Below are 20,456 nucleotides of genomic sequence, written 5' to 3' on the forward strand. Positions count from 1 at the left end.
GACCGGCCCGGGCGCCCACCGGCGCCCGGGCCCGCCCACCCGCTCTTCAGCGCGTCGCCGTCACCGTCGCGCGGCCCAGAGCAGGGCGCGGCCGAGCTGCGGCTGCAACCCCTTGGGGTGCAGGCGGAACGTCGGGTCGGTGCCGAACAGCACGACCCCGTTGCCGCCGGTCGACACCCCGCGGACGATGCTCGCCCGGTCGGCCGCCGCGGCCTGGCCACCGGCCCCCTCGGTCGCCCACCAGCCGGACAGCAACGGGTCCGCGGCGTACGACTGCTCGACCGTCACTCCCGAGCCGAGGTTGGTGAACCAGACGGGCTGGCTGATGAACGAGTGCGCGGCGGCGCTCGCGGTCACCGGCCCGCCGTGGTTCACCACGTTGGCCACGCCGCTGGCCAGGCTCGGGCCGGCGGTCGCCGTCACCGACAGCAGGCCGGCCCCGTTGCTGAAGCCCGCGCCCGGGGTGCCCAGGCCGACCACGCCGCCTCCGCGGGCGAGGAAGGCGTCCAGGGCCGCCCGGTTCTCCGGCGTCAGGTTCGCGAGGGTGACGGTGCCGGCCACGAGAAGCACGTCCACGTCGGCGGTCAGCGCCGCGGCGAGCGTGTCGGCGGTCAGCGCCCGGGCCGCGAAGCCGAGGTCCGCGAGGGTGTCCCGCTCCTCCACGGTGCCGAGGTAGCCGACCACCACCTCGTGCAGGCGCGTCCCCTGCCAGCGTTTCGGCGCCCGCTCGAAGGTCACCCCGTGGGCGCGTACCTCGGCGCGGGCCAGCCAGCGGTTGGCCGGCGTGCCGGGGACGACGACCGAGCCGTCGGCGAGGCGGTGCACGGCGACGCCCCTGGCCAGCAGCGAGTTGACCGCGAGCAGGTCGGCGGCGTCGCGCAGGTCGAGGCGCAGGTCACCCGGGCCGGCCGGGAGCTGGCCCTCGGAGACCCCGTCGTACGTCCGCTCCAGCCGTACGCGGGGCAGCTCGTCCCACAGCGTGTCCACGGTGGCGCCCCAGGTCAGCCCCTGGCTCCAGGCCGCCGGGCCGGCGTAGAGGTCGTCCACCCGGTCGGTGATGTCGGCGCCCGGCTCCAGCAGCGAGTTGACCAGGCCCCGCTTCGGCTGGTGCATGTCCACCACGTACGAGCCGGCCTCGTAGCGGCGGCCGTCGGCGGTGAACGACTTCTCGGCCCGCCACACCCGGCCGCCGCTGCCGATCAGCAGGTCGACGAGGCGGGCGGCCGCCGGCTCGGACCGCTGGCCGGCGCCGCTCGGGATGACGTACGCGCGGGGGAACGTCGTGCGGTAGTCGTCCTCCGGGCCCCACCCGGGCACGTACCCGTCGGGGATGTCGCGCAGCGGCTCACCGGCCCAGCCACGCCGGTAGACCTCGGCCTGGTCGTGCAGCACCTCCGCCCGGTGCTCCTGGATGTAGCGCAGCGACGTCCGGATGGCGACCTCGTGCACGTCGGTGTTGATGCCCGAGCGGCGCACCCGCTCCTCGGGCGTGAGCGTGCCACCGCGCGGGTTCAGCGGCGCCTCGATGGTGTACGGGATGCTGCTCTGCAGCATGGCGAAGGACGGCACGTAGATCGGCGGGAAGTCGTCCCAGACGCCCGGCTCGTCGTCCCGGAAGGGGATGCGGGCCCGCTGGGTCTCGGCGTACCCGAGGTCGCGCAGGCCCTGCTCGATGGCCAGGGCGTTCGGCAGGCCGTGCTTGATGAACAGGTCGTACTCGTTGTTGACGTTGTGCGGCGGGGTGCTGGGGTGCAGCAGCGTCGGGCTGACGTAGCCGTGCAGGTCGAGCGTGATGATCGGCTTGGTGTCGACGACCAGCTCGCGGATCAGGTTCGTCTCCGGCTGCGAGACGACGGTGAGGTCCCGGTTCAGGTCGTACCCCGCGGCGTTGGCCCGGGTGCCCGCCACCCGCCCGTCCGGGTTGGACGTGATGTTGAAGACGAGCCGGTTGCGCTCCAGCAGCCGGGCCGTCTCGGCGCTCGTGTCGGTGGCCAGCTGCTCGATGACGCGCAGCGCCGCGTCGGTGCCCTCCCACTCGTTGCCGTGGATGTTGGCGTTGACGAAGAGCGGGGTCTTGTAACCGGCGAGCAGCGCGCGGTCGCGCTGGGCACGGACCGGGTCGTCCTCGATGCGGCGCTTCCAGACCTCCTGCTGGCGGGCCTCGGCGCGGCTCTCCGGCGCCGTCACGGTGACCGCGTACAGGTCGTAGCCGCCGGCGGACTTCCCGGCCACCCGGGCCGAGACGCGGTCGCTGACGGCCTGGAGAGCGTTGAGCTTCGGTGCGATGTCGTCGTAGGGGATCACGCCGATGGGGATCGAGGCGTCCGCCGGGTTGTCCGGCCAGACCGGCAGGGCGTGCTGTTGTGGGTAGCCCCGGATCTCGTCGAGCCGGGGGGCGGTGGGTGGGACCGGCGGCAGCGCCGACGCGACGGCCGGCGCGGTGAACGCCGCCGTCGCGAGCACCGACATGGCCACCGCGGTGGCGGTGAGCCGGGGTAGGAGTCTACGGACCGACACGGACACATCTCCCGTCGTGAGGAGGGGGGTGCGCGCAGGCGGACGCTCCCGCGGGGCCGGAGACCCGCGGCGTCGGGGTTACGCCAGCAGCGTGCGAGGAAGGTGGGAACCCGGCGTCAGGGGAGGCGTCGACAGGCCGCGCTGGCGACGCGCAGGAGGTCGATGTGACCCCGCTTCGTCAGGTGAACGCTTCGCACGAAACTGATCGTCGATCGACCGTCGTCACGCTGTCAACCGAATCCCGGATCGTCCACAGTCGTGGGAGACCGCCTCCCGGTGGATGGGAGTCAGGCGATCCCGTCGAGGTGGGCGGTCTCGTTGACCGAGCGGACGGCCACCCCGCCGTCGGGCCACAGGTCGACCACCGAGATGCCGGCCGCGTCGAGGTAGAGCCGGTGCAGGAACGCGTCGGGGGCCGCGAGGGCGTCGCGCAGCACCAGCTTGATCGGCGAGACGTGCGAGACCACCACCACGGTCTCCCGGGGGTACGCCTCGCAGAGCGCGGCGACCGCGCGGCGGGCCCGCTCGGCGACCTGGACGAACGACTCGCCGCCCGGCGGCGCCACCGCGGTCGAGGCGAGCCAGGCGTCCAGCTCCCCCGGCCAGCCCTCGCGCACCTCGGCGAACGTCCGCCCCTCCCAGGCGCCGAAGTCGCACTCGACGAGGTCGTCCTCGCGCCGCACCGGCCGGCCGCCCAGCGCCTCGGCGATCGCCTCGGCCGTCGTCGTACACCGGGACAGCGGTGAGCTGACCACGGCCGCGGCGCCCGGCGCCAGCGCGGCCACCCGCGCCGCCGTGGCCCGGACCTGCTCCCGGCCGCGGGCCGAGAGCGCGACGTCCCCCCGGCCCGAGTAGCGGCCCTGCTCGGTGAACTCGGTCTCGCCGTGCCGCACGAGCACGAGCCGCGTCGCCGTGAGGCTGGGTCGGGGCTCCCACGAGGCCGGCGCGGTGGTCGCGTCGTCGCCCGTCGTCCGCTCGGTGGCGGCGCGGGCGGCGACCCCACGGGCCCGGTCCCGGCCCGCGGCATCGTCGGCGCCGACCGCGCGGGGCGGCTCCACGATGCGGGGCGGATCGACCACCGGCCGGGCCGGCGCGCCGGCGGCCGCGTCCATCGCGGCGTTGGCCAGCCCGTCGGCGTGCCGGTTGCGCTCCCGGGGGATCCAGCTGAACCGGACGGCCGCGAACCGGGAGACCAGCTCGGCGGCCTGCGCGGCGAGCGGCCGCAGCCCGGCGTTCTTGATCTGCCAGCGGCCGCTCATCTGCTCGACGACCAGCTTCGAGTCCATCCGGGCGTCGACCTCGGTGGCCCCCAGCTCCGCGGCGGCCTCCAGACCGGCGATCAGACCCCGGTACTCGGCCACGTTGTTGGTGGTCACGCCGATCGACTCGGAACGCTCGGCGAGCACCTCGCCGGTCTCCGGGTCGCGGACCACGGCGCCGTAGCCGGCCGGCCCGGGGTTGCCCCGGGACCCGCCGTCGGCCTCGACGAGGACCACCCGTGACGCCATCGCGGTTACAGGCCCGACTCGTTGGTGCGCACCATGATCCGCCGGCACTCCTCGCAGCGGACCACCTCGTCCGGGGCCGCCTTGCGGATCCGGGCCAGGTCGGCGCCGGACAGCTCCAGGCGGCAGCCGCCGCAGCGGCCGGCCGTGAGCAGCGCGGCGCCGAGCCCGGTGTCCTCGCGGATCCGGTCGTAGAGCGCCACCAGGTCGCCGGGGAGGTCGGCGGCCAGCGGCTGCCGGGCGGAGCGCTTGAACTCCTCCTCCTTGGCGATCTCCGCGAGACTGTCGTCGCGGCGCTGCTCGGTGGCCGCCCGCTTCTCCCGCGCCTCGGCGAGCCGCTGCTCGACGCCGTCGAGCGCGCCCTGCGCGGTCTCCCGCTGCTCCATCAGCTCCAGTTCGGCGTCCTCCAGGTCGCCCTGCCGCCGGTTCAGCGACGCCAGCTCGTGCTGGAGCGCCTCCAGCTCCCGGGCGGGGCCGGTGCCGGCGGCGAGCCGGGCCTGGTCCTTCTCCTTGCGGGCCCGGACCTGGTCGACGTCCTTTTCCAGCCGGGCGATGTCCCGGTCGAGGTCGTCGACAGCCACCTGGGCGCGGACCCGCTCGTCCTCCAGCGCGGACAGCTCCCGGGCCAGCGCCTCCAGCTCGGCCCGCTCGGGCAGCGCGCGGCGCCGGTGGGCGAGCTGGGCGAGGGCGGTGTCGATCGCCTGGAGGTCGAGCAGGCGGCGCTGGACCTGGGGGTCAGCCTTCACGGTCGGGGCTCCTTGTCGTCCACGGCGGGTGCGGAAGCGTGCACGGTCCACGGGTCGGTGTCCAGGTCGGACACGAGCGTCTCGACGCCCGGCGCCTCCCGCAGGAGCGCGGCCAGGTCGTCCAGCCAGGGTCGCTCGGTCGCCCAGTGGGCGGCGTCGAGCAGGGCGGGGCCGCCGGCCGCGAGGTGCTCACCGGCCGGGTGGTGACGCAGGTCGGCGGTGAGGAAGGCGTCGGCCCCGGCGGCGGCCGCGTCGCCCAGGAACGCGTCGCCGGAGCCACCGCTCACGGCAAGCGTACGCACCGTCCGGCCCGGGTCGCCGGCGGCGCGGACGCCCCAGGCGGTGGCGGGCAGCACGGCGGCGGCGTGCCGGGTCAGCTCGGCGAGGGTCATGGGGCGGGGCAGCTCCCCGACGCGGCCGATCCCCCGACCCGGCCCGTACGCGGCCGAGCCGGGCGCGGGCGGGTGCAGCGGGCGCAGCCCGGTCAGCCCGAACCGGGCCGCGAGGGAGTCGGACACCCCGGGCGCCGCCACGTCGGCGTTGGTGTGCGCGACGTAGAGCGCCACCCCGGCCCGGATCAGCTGGTGGACGATCCGCCCCTTGTACGTCGTCGGCGCGACCGACGAGACCCCGCGCAGCAGCAGCGGGTGGTGCGCCACGATCATGTCCGCGCCGGCGTCGAGCGCCTCGGCGACGGTCTCGGGCACCACGTCCACCACGCAGAGCACCCGGCGAACCGGGGCGGACGGCTCACCGAGCACCAGACCGACCCGGTCCCAGTCCTCCGCCCAGACCGGCGGATACCGCCGCTCCAGCTCGGCCACCACGTCGGTGACCGTCGGCGCTGATCCGGTTGTGCTCACGGCGGGCCAGCTTACCGGCGTGTGCCGTGCCCGGCGGCCTCCCCCGCCGGACCGGGACCCGACGACCGTTCCGGCGGCGGCCCGGACCATGCGGCGGCCGGACCGCGGCGGGCCCGGACCTGCTGCGGCTCGCTCAGACCAGCGGGCAGGACCGCGCGCGCAGCGCGGTGAGGCCCACCTCCCAGGGGAACGCCTGCACGTGCTGCGCACCGGTCCCGGGCGCGTGCAGCGGGAAGACGTGATCGCCGAAGAGCACGGTCACGCCCCACTCGTCGAGCCGCGCGAGGCCGGCCCGGAACGCCGGGTGCGCGGCCATGGCGGCGTTCGTGAACGGCACCGCCACGATCGGTACGCCGAGACCCTGCGCCTCCACGAGCAGCCCGAGGGCCAAGGTGTCGGCGATGCCGGCCGCCCACTTGTTGACGGTGTTCACCGTGGCCGGGCAGACGATCATGGCGTCCGCGGGCGGCAGCACGTCCGGATCGGTCGGCTGCTTGTAGTGCGTCCGGACGGGGTGACCGGTCTGCCGGGCCAGGGCGGCCCGGTCGACGAACTTCGCCCCGTCCGGCGTGGTGACCACGCACACGTCCCAGCCGTCCTGCTGTGCCAGGTCGACCAGGTTGCCGACGTGCCGGGCCAGCGGCGAGCCGCAGGCGATGACGTAGAGCACCTCGCGGCGCCCGTTGCTGGAATGCGTGCCGGACATCACGCCGGCTCCGCGCTCATACCCCTACTCCCATGTGCTCAGCCAACTCCGCAATCGGCGAAGGCGGCGCACCACGTGTGCGACGAAGGATCTCGGACATCACCTCGTGCGAGATCGGCCGGCACCGGATGTCCGACGGCGCGAGCCGGTCGCCGCGCAGCAGCATCTCGCCGGCGTTGGCCACGTCGCCGATCTGGGCGTAGCCGCGGGCAAGGTCGAGCAGGTGGTGCGCGCGCCGCTCGGGCAGCAGCGCGTTGAACGCCGCCTCCTGGATGCGGAGCTGGTGCACCTCCACGGCCCGGCCGCCGTCGCCCAGCTCCACGGCCGCGGCGGCCCGGTGCAGTTCCACGTTGGTCGGGCCGAACGACGTCCAGTAGTGGTTCTGGTCGCTGCCGAGCAGGGTGGCCGCCTCCCGCGCGCCGCTGAGCAGGTCCTCCACGGTGGCGGAGTCGCCGATCCGCGCGGCGGCCATGGCCCCCTGGAGCAGCAGCATGCCGTAGACGCTGAGGCGCTCGGGCGAGGCGTCGTTGCCGCCGCCCGGCGCGAGCCGGTTGGCGATGGTGACGTTGAGCTCCAGCGCCGGACGGGCGCGGCCCATGGCGACCAGCGCGTTGCAGACCCGGGTGGTGGCGATGCCGGCCAGCAGCGGGTCGTCGGCGCGCTGGGCGACCGCCATCGACCGGTCGGCGGCCAGCCAGGCCAGGTCGCACTCGCCGAGCTTGCGCAGCACCGAGGAGGCGATCTGGTAGACCTGCCCGAGCAGGTGGGCGGCCGCGCGGGTCTCGTCGCCGCCGTAGCCGGCGTCGGCCGCCTGGGCGTCGCGCAGGAGCTTCGGCAGCGCGCGGGTGAGCATCCCGTAGCGGCCGTACTGGTAGGTGAGCCAGGCGTGGTTGACGGCCTTGCGCATGTCGGCCAGCGGCGGAGGGTACGGCGCCGCGTCGAAGTACGCGCTCATCGAGTCGTACCGCTCGAGGGCCGCCCGGATCTCCTCGACCTCGACCTGGTCGATGCAGTTCAACGCGTCGCTGCGCCGCTCCGGGTCCTTGCCGAGCAGCAGTTGCACGTCGACCTGGAGGATGTCGGCGATCTCGTAGAGGACCGAGAACTTGTCGAGCCGGCGTACGCCGCGCTCGACCTTGTCGACCCAGCTCTTCGACTTGCCCAGCCGGTCCGCGAACACCTGCTGCGACATCTTGCGCCGCCCGCGCCAGTAGGCCACCCGCCGCCCTATGGGTAACTCGTCCATCTCCCCATCCCTCCCCTGTGGCAGAACCGGTGGTGCCGGGCGGTGGCCGCGGGCGCGGTCGTGGTCGTTCTCAGGTTTTCGCTGGTCGCACAGCCTGTGCGTCAGTCGTACAGCCAATCCTCGTACTTTTCGTGCAAGTTGCACCAGCCGTTCGTCAACTCAACGACCGCGGGTCACGACAGTGACGGCGCTCTACGTAATGACGCGGGGGCCGTCCGGCCCGACGAGGGGAGATGGCACCAATGTGGGGGAACGTCGGCCCGCGGGTCGCGCAACTGTCGCCTTTGGAACGCGTCCGGCTGCGCCGGGTCGCGGTGCGCTACGCGGCGCACGGCTGGGAGGTGACCCCGGGCGCGTGCCTCGCCCGCAGCCGCTTCGTCTGCGGCCGTGCCGGCTGCCCCACGGTCGGGTGCCACCCGGCCCTGGAGAACTGGGAGCACGCGGCCAGCGCCGACCCGGCCCGGGTGGCGACGTGGTGGCGCACCCGTCCGCACGGCGTGCTGCTGCCCACCGGCCACGCGTTCGACGTGCTGGAGGTGCCCGCCCATCTGGGCCGGCTGGTCCTCGACGCGCTCCAGATCCACCCGGCCGGCACCGGCGTCCGCGGGCCCGTCCTGGTGACCCCCACCGGTCGCTGGATGTTCCTGGTCCGCCCGGGCGACCCACTCCGCCCGGAACTGGAGCACTGCTTCCACGTGGTGCGCCACGGGCCGGGCTCGTGGATCCCCGCGCCGCCGACCCGGCTGCCCGAGGGGGCCGTCCGCTGGGTGGTCGCGCCGGAGCAGGTCCGCTGGCAGCTGCCCGACTCGTACCTCGTGCAGAACACGCTCATCGACGCGCTACGGGCGACCGGTATCACCCTCACGTCGGACCTGCTCCCCGGTCACCTGCCACTCCCCCGCCGGGGCATGTGAGCGGCGGCTCCTGGCCGGCGCGAGGCGACATCTTCAGGGAAGGTGCTGTCTCGTTGTGGCACGAGGCGACATCTTCGGGGAAAGTGCCGCCTCCCGGAGGGAGACCGGCCGGCGGCAGCGACGTCCGGGGCCCCGTCCTCGTTGAGCACGGCGACGGCGCGGACCCGCGCCGAGGAGCGGGGAGATCATGTCCACGGACGACACCGCGCCGTACACGGGCGGCAGCGAGCCGCCGTACCGCAGCCGCCCCCGACGCCGCTGGGCTGGCACCCGTCCGGCCGGCTCGCGCCCCGGCCGCCCCCGGCCCACGGGCACCCGCCCGGCCGGCACCCACCGCCCCGTCCGCTGACCCCACTCTCCCGCGATCTTGCACTTCCTGCCCGGACATGACGGGCACTCCCGGACAAATCCCGGGCCGAAAGTGCAAGATCGCGGGGGTCGGCGCGGGTTCGCGGCGGTTCGCGCGGGTCAGGGGGCTAGCGGGAGCGTGCGGGAGTGCAGGAGGCGCCCGTTGTCGGTCACGACGGCGTGGGTGTGGCCGGGGAGCCGGTCGAGCCAGCCGACGCCGGGCGCGCCCATCGCCACGGCCGCCGTGGCGTACGCGTCGGCGAGCCCGAGGTCCGCGCCCACGACGGTCACCGACCGCAATCCGCGCGCCGGCTCACCCCGGCGTGGGTCCCGCACGTGGTGGCCGCGCTCGTAGACGCCCGAGGTCGCCACCGCGAGGTCGGTGCCGGTGAGCACGAGGCACGTGGCGCTCGCGTCCCAGGGGTGCCGTACCCCGATCCGCCACGGCCGCCCGGCCGCGGAGTGCCCCCGCGCCCGCACGTCCCCGCCGGCGTTCACGCAGTGGTTCGCCGCCCCGGCGGCCAGCAGCCGGTCAGAGGCCACCTGGGTCGCCCAGCCCTTGACGTACCCGGAGGGGTCGAGCCGGCCGGTGGCGTACGCGTCGAAGTAGCCGTCGGTGACGCCCCACAGCTCGGCGCAGGTGGCGAGCACCGCCCGGAAGTCCGCGGACGCCTCGGAGAGCAGCAGCTCCCCCCGGTCGAAGCGGTTTACCTCGCTGTCCTCCCGGTACGTGCTGAACCGCGCATCCACCTCGCGCATCCAGTCGAACACGTCGTCGGCGAGGCCGTTCAGCGTGGCGGGGGGCAGGTCGTCGGCGAGGTCCAGGCTGATGGCCGTACCCATGACCTGCGCGACGCGGCGCAGGCCGGGCCGGGTGAGCGGCGCCGTCACGCCTGCTCGATGGCGGCCCGCAGCGAGCGCCGGTACGACTCGCTGGTCTCGGTGGCGCCCGAGACGGTGTCCAGGTCGGCGCCCTGCTTGCGCACCACCTCCCCCGACGTGCCGTTGTACGCGCGCCGCACGTCGTCGCTGTGCCGTTCGGTCTCCCCCGGCCCGCTGGGCAGCTCCAGCGTCAGCGCCTCGACGATCCGGTCGCCGTTCAGGACGATCTGCACCTGGACGTTGCCGTACTCGTTCTCGACGATCGGGCCGCTCACCCGGCGGGTGCTGGGCTGCTGGGGCGGCTTGCTGGTGACCCGCGGCGCGGGCGCCCTCGTCGTGGTGGGACGGCCGGCCGGCGTCCGGGTGGCGCTGCGGCTCGGTCGGGGGGAGGTCGTGGCGACACCGGTTGCCGCGGTGGTGGGTGACGGGGCGGCCGCGTCGGCCGGCGGCGCGCCGCTCGGTGTGGGGCTGGCGGGCGCGGCGGCCGGCACCTCCTGGGCCGCCTGGCTGGTGCCCGGTGAGCCCTTGAGCACCACGAGCGCGGTGGTGCTGGCCGCCAGGCCGGTGATCGCGAGGAACGCGCGACGCATGGGGAGTCGTCCTTCTACAGCTCGAAGGTGGCCAGGTGGATCTGGCGGCGGGGCACGCCCGCCCGGCGCAGGGCGCGCAGCGACTGTTCGACCAGCCCGGGCGGCCCGCAGAGGTAGACGTCCCGGCGGGTCAGGTCGGGCACGAGCCGACGCAATCCCTCCGGGCTGAGCACCTGGCGCGGGCCGGGATCGTCGCGGGAGCCGATCACGTACCAGACGTCGGTGCCGCGCGCCTGCGCCAACCAGTCGAGTTCGCGGTTGAGCAGCACGTCGGCCGGTGTGCGGGCGCGGTAGACGAGGGCCGCGCCGGGTGGCAGCTCCTCCAGCATGGCCCGTATCGGGGTGATCCCGCTGCCGCCGGCGATCAGCAGCGCCCGGTCCCGGACCCGGTGCGCGGCCGTGAAGGTGCCGGACGGCCCCTGCGCCCAGACGCGGGTCCCCGGGTCGAGGTCACGCAGGTCGGCGGTGTGCGTGCCGACCACCTTGACGGTGATGCGCAGCCACCGGTCGTTGGCCGCCGCGGAGACGGAGAACGGGTGCGACTGCCACCAGCAGCCGCGGGTCAGAAAGCGCCAGCGGAAGAACTGCCCGCCGAGCAGGTCGAGCCGGTCCAGCCGGTCCCCGCTGAGGTAGACGGAGACCGTGTCGGGGCTCTCGGCCACCACGTCGGCGACGCGGAGCCGGTGCCGGAGGTTGAAGCGGAGCGGCACGACGACCCGGCCCCACACCAGTGCCGCGACCACGCACGCGTACAGGGCGATCCAGCCGGTGCGTACCGGGCCGGGGTGGAAGAGCTGGGCGCCGTTGCTGAACTGGTGGCCGAACCCGAGCAGCAGCACCAGGTAGCTGGCGCGATGCAGCAGGTGCCACAACTCGTACGGCAGGGCCGTGCGGATGGCGCGGACGCTCGTGAACCCGACGAGCACCAGGACGCCGGTGGCCACGAACGCGGCGACCATGTCCTCGTAGTCGCGCAGCAGCACGCCCGCCTCGGTCACCACGGAGTGGCCGCGCAGCCCGGCGTACCCGAGCAGGATGAGCGACAGGTGCGCGAGCACCGCGACCAGCAGGGTGGCGCCGACGTCGCGGTGCCACCGGCCGAGCCGCTCACCGCCGATCCACCGTTCCAGCACCGGCAGCCGGCTCATCATGAGCACCTGCACGAGCAGCAGGTAGCCGGCGACCAGACCGGTGATCCGGCCCGCCGCCGTGAGCGTGGCGGCCGTGGAGCGCAGCGACCCGGCGGGCGTGTCCAGCCACCAGGGCAGGACGCTGGCCAGCAGGCCGACTCCGAGCAGCACGGCCAGCAACCGCCGGCCGCCGGGCCCGCGCCGCGCCGGGACCGGCGGTGGTACGGGCGCGGCGGGCCGGCCGCCGTGCCGGGACGGGGACCCGGTACGGCGGCCGGTGGCCTGGATCTGCTGGTACGTCACGCGTACAGCTTCATCGGGGTGAACTTCTGCCGGGGGAAGATCTTGTCCACCTCCGCGTTGGTGAGCCCGAAGCGGCCCTGCGCGACGGCGCCGTAGACGTTGAACATGTTGTTGTACTCGGGTACGTCGCCGGAGTCGAGATCGTTCAGTCCGTTCCAGGTGCCGAGCAGCGAGCCGGCCAGCTTGCGCCCGGAGAGCAGGGTGACCACCCCGCCGTGACCGTGGTCGGTGCCGCCGCTGTTGGACGCCACCCGGCGCCCGAACTCGCTGGAGACCATGACGGTCACGTCGGCGGCCCGCGGGCCGAGGTCGGTGAAGAACGCGGCCATCGCGCTGGCCAGCTCGCCGAGCCGCCGGTGGAGCTGGCCGCCCGAGCGGGTGCCCTGGTTCTCGTGGGTGTCGTAGCCGCCCATGCCGACCGTCGCCACGCGTACGTTGGCCCCGCCCTTGATGAGCTGCGCGAGCTGCTGGAAGGCGTACCCGACGCCCTCGTACGTCACACCCTCGGCCGGCTGGTACGGCTTGGCGGCGAGCTTCTGCGCGGTGGCCAGCGCGCCGAGCCCGGACTGCACGGCCTCCTCGACGGGGTGGTTGATGCCGGTGAACAGGCCCCGGATCGCCTTCTCGGTGGCGGCCCGGTAGCGCTCGTCGCCGTTGAGCCGCAGCGAGCCCACGCTGTTGAGCGCCAGCGCGCCGTTCGTGCCGACCAGCGACCGGGGCAGGGTGCTGCCGATGCCCACGCTGCGGAACGCGGTGCCCTTGCCGAGCGTGTCGACGAGGCTGTCCAGCCAGCCCCGGCCGCCGGTCTCGTTGGGCAGGCCGCCCAGGTTGCAGGCGTCCGCGGCCTGGAAGTGGCTGCGGGAGAGGCGCTCGTCGGAGACCGCCGGGACGAAGCCGAGCTGTCCCGACTTGAGCCAGGGCTCCAGCGGCTTGAACGCGCTCGTCAGCTTGAAGCCGCGGCCCAGCGCAAGGGAGTCCTCGCCGAGCAGGAGGTCGGGGCGGGCCTTGGCGAGCACCGGGTCGTCGGCCGGCGCCACGAGGCTCAGCCCGTCCAGGCCGCCGTAGAGGAAGACGTGGATGAGCGTGCCCGTCTTCGTGGCGGCGAACGACGCCGAGGTGGTCACGAACTGGGCGGTGGCGAGCGCGGTGGCGGTGGCCGCCGCGCCGGCCACGAACGTACGCCGGGTGACCCCGCGCCCGTCCTGCTGGGCCTCCTCCAGGTCCTCGAGCCGGCGGTAGCGGTCCCGCTCGGCGGCGTTCTCTGCGGCCACGACGTCGGCCTCGGCGCGCAACAGCGCCTCGGCGGGGTTGTCCGCGAGCCGCCGCAGGTCGGGGCATTCGGGGTGCAGGGGGTAGGTGTACACAGTCTTCTCCATCGGGTGCCTCACCGGAGGTGGTGCTGGGGGGACGCGAGGATCGCCCGCGCGACGGCGGTGATGGCCCCGTTGAACGTCGCGTCGACCCTGGCGGACGCCGGCACGCCGGCGATGCCGAGGATCAACGCCTTCTCCCGCGCCGTCAGCTTCTGGTGCACCAGCCGCGTGGCGAGCGCGTCCACGTACGCCCCGGCCGTGGCCGGGGGCTTGGCGACCAGCCGCTCCGGCTTCACGTACGTGAACTGGGTGCGGTAGCCGGCGACGAGTTCCCCGGCCTCGTTCCAGCCGTTCACCATGGCGCCGGCCGAGGTCCAGGCCACGTAGACGTCCGGATAGCCGTCCGGGGTGGGCTGTCCCATCGGGTACTGCCCGAGTTCCCGCAGCTTGTCGGAGATCTGCCGCAGGCCCCGGGCGAACGGCGTCCGGCGGTTGTCGCCGTCGTCGTTCTTCGCCGACGCCTCCGGCGAGACACCGAGCGTGCGGTACGTGCCGACCAGGTACTCCATCGGCCGGCGGACCTTCTGCCCCACGGCGGCCCAGAACTCCGAGGAGCTGAACAGCGTCATGAGCAGCGGCTTGATCATTCCCTTGTTGACGGTGTACGTCTTCGCGAGCCGGTCGACGAGCGACTTCGGCGGCGTGTCCGAGACGAACCGGGTGGCCAGGCTCTGGGCGACGTACCGGGCGGTCGAGGGATGCAGCGCGATGTAGGTGATGTACGCGTCGATCGCCGCGTCGGCCTTCTTCGGGTCCTTCGAGTTGTTGGCGTGGGTGAAGCCGAGGATCTTCACCTTGCCGACGTAGTGCCGGTCGGCGCGGAAGACGTACTTCCCGTCCTCGACGCCGCGGCCGGTCTGGAGCAGGGCCGCCTGGCGGACGTCCTTCTCGGTGTAGCCGCCGTCGACGCCCACCGAGTAGAGCTCCAGGTTCTCCCGGGCCAGGTTCTCGTTGACCGCGTCGGCGCGGGACTCGTTCTGGTTCAGGTAGAGCAGCAACGCCGGGTGCTTGTTCGCGGCGATCAGCATCTGCGGGTAGCTGCCGAGGGCGTGCGCCCGCACCACGTCCCGGTCGAACGCGTTCCGGTAGACCTCGCCGCCGTCGAACTCGGCGGCGACGTGCAGGAAGTCGTTCCAGAAGTCGACCATCACCTCGAACAGTTGCCGCTTCGACCAGATCTGCCGGGCGAGGGTGGCGTCGACCAGCTCCCGCTCCGGCTGGGCGCCCCGCTCGTTGAGCTGGTCCCGCTGGTCGCGAAGCTGCTGCACGGAGAGCTTGAGCGAGGGCAGTTCGGCGAGCTTCAGCTCGGCCGGGCTCGGCTCGATCCGGTCCGGATCGAGCTGCTGGCGGATCCAGGCGTCGATGCCGAGCCGGCGGATGTCGGCGACCACCTGGGGCGTGGGGCCGAAGGTGGCCCGGCGGGCCAGGTGGAGCACCGGGTCCTTGGCGAGGACGGTCTTCACGGTCACCTTCGTGCCGGCGGCAGCGGCGGCCGGCCCCGCGAACGTCCGACCACCGGCCGGGGCGTTCTTCTTCAACGCCGCGCCGGCCCGGGAGCCCATGTAGCTCTCGTTCTGCTCGGTGTAGGTGCGCACCGTGCTCGGCTGCTGGCCGCTGGGGCGGGCGGCCGTGCCGTCGGTCACCGTGGTGCCGGTGGCGTCGCCGACCACGTCCTCGCCGAACAGGCCACGCACCTGCGGGCTCATGGCCAGGGCGGCGCCGCCGGCGACCACTGCGGCCGTGCTGCCGAGCGCCACGAGGGCCCGCCGGCGGCCGACGCCGCGCGGCTCGCCCTCATCGTCCAGATCGGGCAGTCCGGTGCCGGCCGAGCGGGCGGGGACCGGCTGGCCGAGCCCCTCGGGGCCCACCCACTGTGGTCCGCGCGGCCCCGGGGCGGGGTGGCCGGCGTGGGGGTACGAGATCCGTGGGTCGCCCTGCGTCGGGTAGCCGTGCGGGTCGGGAAGGGGCGAGTCGTACCCGTACGGTGCGGCGGCGCCCGGGTCGAGGTAGCCGCCCGGGGTGGGGTGCTGGGGTCCGCCCCAGCCGCGGTCGTCCCGGGGTGGACGCGGTGGCACGTTCTGGTCGGCCATTTACCAATCTCGTTTTCTGCGAATGGCGCCGGCACGGCTGCGATCGGGCAGAACAGCAGGTGCGGCGGCATGCCTGAGGAGTTGCTACGGGACGGTAACCGTGGGGTTCAGGGCCGACAAGACACCGTGGGAAGCGCTCCTCGGGGCACTTAAGACAGCCCTCAACGCCGGTGCCGCCGACCGCCGCGCGTGGGCGCCCGACACGATCCCTCCGAACAGGGCGTACGCGCCCCCGGACGACGCGGACGTGACGTTTCCGCCGCAGGCGACGCTTCCCGCTCCGTTCCCGGCCACAGGCAAACTTAAGGTCCGGATAACCCCGTGCTGAGGTGCCCCGGTCGGGGCACGCGACCAGCGGATCGACCGGTCGCCCGCGTGGGCGTCAAAAGGACCGGCAGGGGGCGGCGTGAGCCGCCGCCGCAGCGGGTATGCCGCCGGACCGCTGAACGCGTGAGGGGAAGGCACCGCCATGCTCAGCAAAGAAGATCAGCGCAGGTTCGAACAGATCACCCGCCAGCTGCGGGAGAGCGACCCGGCGTTCTTCGCGCGGTTGGATCACCGGGCACGCGGTCGCCGCGGCCGCTACCTGATGCTGTTGACCATCGTGCTCTGGGCCGCGCTCCCGGCGATGACCGTGCTCGCCGGGCGGCTGGCCGGCGCCATCTGCGCCGTGGTGCTGGTGGCCAACGCGGTGCTCATGTGGCGGTTCCGCCGCCGCTGGCTATGACCGCCCGCACCGGCCGCCGGCGCACCCGGCGCCGGACCGGGCCGGTCGCGGGCACCGCGGCCGGACCGCTTCGGGCCGCGCTCGGTGCGGGCACAGCCGGACCGCTTCGGGCCGCGCTCGGTGCGAGCACAGCCGGACCGCTTCGGGCCGCGCTCGGTGCGGGCACGGCCGGGCCGCTTCGGGCCGCGCGTGCCGCGTTCGGTCCGGGCGGTGCGGGCACGGTTGGGCCGTGGCCTTTCGCGTCGGCCGGCGCCCGGTCATCCGCCGAAGGCGCGGTAGGCCCGGCGCAGCCGTTCCAGCAGGCCGGGCCCGCCGATGGCCGGAGCCGGCGGACCGAGCTGTCGGAGCAGCAGGTCCGGCCCGGTGGCGAGGCTGGGCGGTCGGTCGGGCAGCGGCACCGGCGGCAGCCAGAACCGGTCCAGCGCCTCGTCCAGGGGCGCGGCCGGCAGGGTCGCGAGCACGCGGGCCGCACCGGCCGGCGGGCCGTCCGCGGCGTCGGCGACGTCTCCGTCCGGTTCGGACGATGCCGCAGCCGCGGCGCCGGTGGCCGCGGCCCGGAGGGCCCGGAGCCGGCCGAGCAGCTCGGACCGGCCGCGTCCGCGCCAGTGCAGCAGCGCGAACGGGTCGGCGTCGAACGCCTCGGCCAGCAGGTAGAACGTGGCTGCCAAGTGCTTGCACGGCACCGCGAAGTCGGGGCAGCTGCACCGCTGGGTCAGCTCGTCGACACCGGCCGGGAACAGCGGCGCGCCCGCGGTCGCGAACAACTCCTCCAGCTCGGGCGGCAGGTCGCCGGCGAGCAGCCGGGCGCTGAAGAACGCCTGGGCGGCCAGCTCCGCCTCGATCCGGTCCCAGAACTCGGCCGGGAACGCGGCCAGTCCGATGTGGACGTCGTACGGCCGAGGCCGCGAGCCCTGCACGACCGCGCTCACCGCGCCCGGCGCGATGTCGAGGCGTACCACCTGGCCGGCCCGCGCGTACGACCGGCCGCGGGTGAGCCGGGTGCCGAGGGCGAACGACTCCAGCACCTCGAGGAAGCGCCGTGACCACCAGGACTGGCCGATGGCGCCCCGGGTGCTGCGCGCCCTGAGGCCGCCGTCCACCCGGCGGGGCCGGCCGTAGTCGGCGAATCTGCCGTTCGGCGTCGCGCCCGCGTCGCCCGTGGTCTGCTCGCTCACTCGACCACCGCCCCCGCCTCCAGCGCGAACAGCTCCCGCAGTTGCGCGGTCGACAGCTCGGTCACCCACTGCTCGCCGGCGCCCACCACGCGGGCCGCGAGGCTGCGCTTGTCGGCGATGAGAGCGGCCACCTTCTCCTCGACGGTGCCGGCGCAGACGAACTTGCGGACCTGGACCCGGCGGCGCTGGCCGATGCGGAACGCCCGATCGGTGGCCTGGTCCTCGACGGCCGGGTTCCACCACCGGTCGACGTGCACCACGTGGTTCGCCGCGGTCAGGGTGAGCCCGGTGCCGCCGGCCTTCAGCGACAGCACGAAGATCGCCGGGCCGTCCGGGGACTGGAACCGGGTGACCATGGCGTCCCGGTCGGCCTTGCCGACTCCGCCGTGCAGGAACAGCACCTCGCGGCCGAAGCGGGCGGAGAGGTGGCCGCGCAGCATCCCGCCGAACTCGGCGTACTGGGTGAAGAGCAGCGCCTTCTCCCCCGCCGCGAGCACCTCCTCCAGGATCTCCTCGAGCCGGGCGAGCTTTCCCGAGCGGCCGTCCAGCGGCGACCCGTCGCGCAGCAGTTGGGCGGGGTGGTTGCAGACCTGCTTGAGCCGGGTCATGGTGGCGAGCACGAGGCCGCGCCGCTCGATGCCCTCGCTCGACTCGATCTTCGCGAGCATGTCGTCGACCACCGCCCGGTAGAGCGAGGCCTGCTCGGCGGTGAGGTTGCAGACGACGTCCATTTCCAGCTTCTCGGGCAGGTCCGAGATGATCGAGGAGTCGGTCTTGAGCCGGCGCAGCACGAACGGGCCGGTGACCCGGCGCAGCCGCTCGGCGGCCTCGGCGTCGCCGTGCCGTTCGATCGGCTCGGCGTACCGCTTCTTGAACGCCGCCGCCGGCCCGAGCAGTCCGGGGTTCACGAACTGCATGATCGACCACAGGTCGGCGAGCCGGTTCTCCACGGGCGTGCCCGTGACGGCCACCCGCTGCCGGGCCGGCAGCGCCCGGACCGCCTCGGCCTGCCGGGTGGACGCGTTCTTGATGGCCTGCGCCTCGTCCACCACCACGCGGTGCCAGTCGATGCCGGCCAGCGCCACGGCGTCACGGGCCGCCACCGAGTAGGTGGTGAGGACGAGGTCGGCGTCGTGCGCGGCCGCCGTGAACTCCTCGCCGCGCGCGCGTTCGGCGCCGTGGTGCACGTGTACGCGCAGCTCCGGCGTGAACCGCGCCGCCTCCCGCTGCCAGTTGCCGACCAGCGACATCGGGCAGACCAGCAGGGTCGGGCCGGCCTCCGGCGGGTCACCGGCGAGCAAGGCGAGGAGCTGTACGGTCTTGCCCAGCCCCATGTCGTCGGCCAGCACCCCGCCCAGGCCGAGCGACTGGAGGAACGCGAGCCAGGCCAGCCCCCGCCGCTGGTACGGGCGCAGCGTGCCGCGGAACGCCGGGGGCGGGTCCAGCGGGGTGAGTCGCCGTTCCACCGCACCGGCGAGCAGGTCGCCGAGCGCCCCGTCGGCGGTCACCTCGAGCACCGGTAGCGCGGCGTCGTCCTCACCGGCGGTGAGGCCGAGCCGCAGCAGGTCGGCGACGGTCAGCTCCCCGGCCGAGCGGAGCAGCCGCAGCCCGGCCGCGAGCCGCTTCGGGTCCAACTCGACCCAGCGACCGCGCAGCCGCACAAGGGGGCTCTTCAGCGCGGCGAGCGCCGCCAGTTCCTCGGCCGTGAGCGGCTGGTCGCCGAGGGCCACCTCCCAGCGGTAGTCCACGAGGGCGTCGAGCCCCACCCCGCCCGTGCTGCCGGCCACGGTGCCCGGCGCGGTACGGCCCCGCGCCCGCAGCCGGGCGCCCAGCCGGGACGACGGCCGTCGCCACCAGGAGGGCACGAGCACCCCGAACCCGGCGGCGTGCAGGACCGGGGCGCCCTCCCGGAGGAACCGGTGGGCGCCGTCGACGTCCAGCTCCAGCGCCTCCGGAGCCGCCGTGCGCAGCGCCGGATCGAGGTCGGGCCAGAGCCGGCTGGCCCGGCCCAGCTCGGCGAGCAGCGTCTCCTGCGGGCTCCCCGCCCGGCCCGCGAGCGCGGTCAGCGCACCCGGATCCCGCCAGACCCGTCCCGCGTCCACGTGGAGGCTCGGCTCGTCCGCCGCCTGGAGCCCGAACTCCAGCCGCCACCGCCCCGCGCCCGTCGGAGACTCCCCGCGATCTTGCGCATTCGGCCCCTGCTTCGCGTGATTTGTCTGGTTTGCCGGGGCAGAAACTGCAAGATCGCGGGAGTCGGAAGGGGCCGGGACCGTCACCAGGACCGGTTCGGTGATCTCGTCGGCGGGTGGTTCGACCAGCCGGAAACTGGCCCGCACCGCGCCGCCGGCCGCGTCGCGCTGCCAGGCGTCCAGCTCGGTACGGAGGGTGGCGAGCGCCGCGGGCTCGGCCGTGAAGTCCCGGTGCGGACCGGCGAGCGCCGCCAGCCAGGCCGGCAGCGCGCCGCCCGGGCGCACCCCGCGGGCCAGCGCGGTCTCCGCGAGAGCGGCCCGGGCCGCCGCGTCGGTGAGGGCGTCCAGCGCGTCGGCGACCAGGTCGCCCGGGACGGCCTCCGGGTCGGCGGCACGGGCGGCCGGCGGCAGGGCCAGCGCGAGCGAGCGGGCCCAGCCGGCGTCGGTGCCCGTAAGCAGCGGCCGCCACACCGCCCGCGCCGCGACCCCGTCGCCGTCCTCGGGCGCGCCGACGACGAATGGCGACCCGCCCTTCTGACGGCCGCTCGCGACTGCGACGACCGGCCGGGCGACCGACCCGGAGGCCGTCCCGGGTGACCTGGTCGCCGACCCGGGAACGCCGGGGGACGCGCCGGCCGCCGGGACGGGCGCGTCCGTCACACCGGGCAGGACCCGACCCCGCGCCACCAGGTCGGTGGCGAGGTCGGCCAGTTCGGCGAGGTGGCGCAGGGTGGCCCCGGGCACCGCCGGAAGCTCGGTCAGGGCCGCCAGCAGCGGCAGGGCGGCGTCCGGCGCGTACCGCAGGACGGGCACGCGCCAACCGGCGAGGGTGACCCGGCCGCGGGCCCCGGCCACGACGGCGGTCCGGACCAGTTCGGGCGAGTCGACGGGTGCGCCGGCCCGGGTGGGCAGGGCGAGGCGCACGGTGTCGAGCCCGGCCGGCTCGGCGACCTCGGCGAGCACGGCGGCCAGGGTCGGGTGGTCGGCGGCGAACGGGTGGGGGCGCTCGCGGGGCGCCCGGCCGGGCCGGCGGGGCACCTCCGTGGGGAGCGTGCTGTCCTCCCCCCACACGGCGAGCGCCGGGTCGCCGGACGCCCCGGGCAGCCACAAGCCGTGGATGACCAGCACCTGCTCCCCCTCGTCGACGCCCGG

The 20,456-nt window shown here is 74.8% G+C and carries 16 protein-coding genes and 2 pseudogenes; 3 read left to right on the forward strand and 15 right to left on the reverse strand.

The features are described from left to right. Positions 1–60: 60 nt before the first annotated feature. The 7 genes from ACSNOA_RS24925 to ACSNOA_RS24955 form a co-directional block, all read right to left on the reverse strand. The gene (locus ACSNOA_RS24925; protein ID WP_436661887.1) at positions 61–2,517 is read right to left on the reverse strand and encodes a M14 family zinc carboxypeptidase; all 2,457 of its coding nucleotides are present in this window, start codon (positions 2,515–2,517) and stop codon (positions 61–63) included. 116 nt (positions 2,518–2,633) lie between these two features. Beyond that, the gene (locus ACSNOA_RS24930; protein WP_436662442.1) at positions 2,634–2,714 is read right to left on the reverse strand and encodes a putative leader peptide; all 81 of its coding nucleotides are present in this window, start codon (positions 2,712–2,714) and stop codon (positions 2,634–2,636) included. Positions 2,715–2,804: 90 nt separating this feature from the next. Further along, positions 2,805–4,025 carry a bifunctional RNase H/acid phosphatase gene (locus tag ACSNOA_RS24935; protein WP_436661888.1) on the reverse strand — a complete coding sequence of 407 codons (1,221 nt, stop codon included), beginning with the start codon at positions 4,023–4,025 and terminating at the stop codon, positions 2,805–2,807. 5 nt (positions 4,026–4,030) lie between these two features. After that, the gene (locus tag ACSNOA_RS24940) at positions 4,031–4,768 is read right to left on the reverse strand and encodes a zinc ribbon domain-containing protein (protein ID WP_436661890.1); all 738 of its coding nucleotides are present in this window, start codon (positions 4,766–4,768) and stop codon (positions 4,031–4,033) included. Continuing rightward, the gene (locus ACSNOA_RS24945) at positions 4,765–5,631 is read right to left on the reverse strand and encodes a Nif3-like dinuclear metal center hexameric protein (RefSeq protein ID WP_436661892.1); all 867 of its coding nucleotides are present in this window, start codon (positions 5,629–5,631) and stop codon (positions 4,765–4,767) included. The genes ACSNOA_RS24940 and ACSNOA_RS24945 overlap by 4 nt, the downstream gene beginning before the upstream one ends. A gap of 133 nt (positions 5,632–5,764) precedes the next feature. After that, a complete protein-coding gene (locus ACSNOA_RS24950) occupies positions 5,765–6,337 on the reverse strand; it encodes a flavoprotein (protein ID WP_436661894.1) in 573 nt (190 codons plus the stop codon). 16 nt (positions 6,338–6,353) lie between these two features. Next, positions 6,354–7,583 carry a helix-turn-helix domain-containing protein gene (locus tag ACSNOA_RS24955; protein WP_436661896.1) on the reverse strand — a complete coding sequence of 410 codons (1,230 nt, stop codon included), beginning with the start codon at positions 7,581–7,583 and terminating at the stop codon, positions 6,354–6,356. Positions 7,584–7,825: 242 nt separating this feature from the next. On the opposite strand from ACSNOA_RS24955, the gene ACSNOA_RS24960 reads away from it, so the two are divergent. Together ACSNOA_RS24960 and ACSNOA_RS24965 are read left to right on the forward strand one after the other, a co-directional pair. Beyond that, complete coding sequence (locus ACSNOA_RS24960; protein ID WP_436662443.1) at positions 7,826–8,497, forward strand: bifunctional DNA primase/polymerase; 672 nt, start codon at positions 7,826–7,828, stop codon at positions 8,495–8,497. 187 nt (positions 8,498–8,684) lie between these two features. Beyond that, positions 8,685–8,846 (forward strand): hypothetical protein, encoded by a 162-nt coding sequence (locus ACSNOA_RS24965; protein ID WP_436661898.1) that lies wholly within the window; start codon positions 8,685–8,687, stop codon positions 8,844–8,846. Positions 8,847–8,965: 119 nt separating this feature from the next. Here ACSNOA_RS24965 and ACSNOA_RS24970 read toward each other — a convergent pair whose 3' ends face one another. From ACSNOA_RS24970 to ACSNOA_RS24990, 5 genes are read right to left on the reverse strand one after another with little or no spacing between them, the layout of a single operon-like run. After that, positions 8,966–9,688 (reverse strand): FAD:protein FMN transferase, encoded by a 723-nt coding sequence (locus ACSNOA_RS24970; protein ID WP_436662444.1) that lies wholly within the window; start codon positions 9,686–9,688, stop codon positions 8,966–8,968. A gap of 44 nt (positions 9,689–9,732) precedes the next feature. Continuing rightward, on the reverse strand, positions 9,733–10,317 hold the full coding sequence (locus ACSNOA_RS24975; protein ID WP_436661900.1) for an FMN-binding protein: 585 nt from the start codon (positions 10,315–10,317) through the stop codon (positions 9,733–9,735). Positions 10,318–10,331: 14 nt separating this feature from the next. Continuing rightward, entirely contained in the window at positions 10,332–11,750 is a 1,419-nt protein-coding gene (locus ACSNOA_RS24980; RefSeq protein ID WP_436661902.1) for a ferredoxin reductase family protein, read from the reverse strand. Beyond that, the gene (locus tag ACSNOA_RS24985) at positions 11,747–13,126 is read right to left on the reverse strand and encodes a DUF1501 domain-containing protein (protein ID WP_436661904.1); all 1,380 of its coding nucleotides are present in this window, start codon (positions 13,124–13,126) and stop codon (positions 11,747–11,749) included. The genes ACSNOA_RS24980 and ACSNOA_RS24985 overlap by 4 nt, the downstream gene beginning before the upstream one ends. An 8-nt stretch (positions 13,127–13,134) precedes the next feature. After that, entirely contained in the window at positions 13,135–15,213 is a 2,079-nt protein-coding gene (locus ACSNOA_RS24990) for a DUF1800 family protein (RefSeq protein WP_436661906.1), read from the reverse strand. 469 nt (positions 15,214–15,682) lie between these two features. Here ACSNOA_RS24990 and ACSNOA_RS24995 point away from each other — a divergent pair, with 469 nt between their 5' ends. Beyond that, on the forward strand, positions 15,683–15,940 hold the full coding sequence (locus tag ACSNOA_RS24995; RefSeq protein ID WP_436661908.1) for a DUF3040 domain-containing protein: 258 nt from the start codon (positions 15,683–15,685) through the stop codon (positions 15,938–15,940). A 257-nt stretch (positions 15,941–16,197) separates the two neighbouring features. Here the strand turns inward: ACSNOA_RS24995 and ACSNOA_RS25000 are convergent, their stop codons facing one another. The 3 genes and pseudogenes from ACSNOA_RS25000 to ACSNOA_RS25010 form a co-directional block, all read right to left on the reverse strand. Next, positions 16,198–17,115, reverse strand: coding sequence for an SWIM zinc finger family protein (locus ACSNOA_RS25000; protein WP_436661910.1), 918 nt, complete (start codon positions 17,113–17,115; stop codon positions 16,198–16,200). Next, positions 17,112–19,784: pseudogene (locus ACSNOA_RS25005) on the reverse strand (DEAD/DEAH box helicase); the annotation flags it as partial. The pseudogene ACSNOA_RS25005 and the gene ACSNOA_RS25000, both read right to left, overlap by 4 nt. 174 nt (positions 19,785–19,958) lie before the next feature. Beyond that, a pseudogene (locus tag ACSNOA_RS25010) lies at positions 19,959–20,432 on the reverse strand (ATP-dependent helicase); the annotation flags it as partial. Positions 20,433–20,456: the final 24 nt, after the last annotated feature.

This window comes from Micromonospora sp. URMC 103 (genome assembly GCF_051386435.1).
Classification (GTDB): domain Bacteria; phylum Actinomycetota; class Actinomycetes; order Mycobacteriales; family Micromonosporaceae; genus Micromonospora.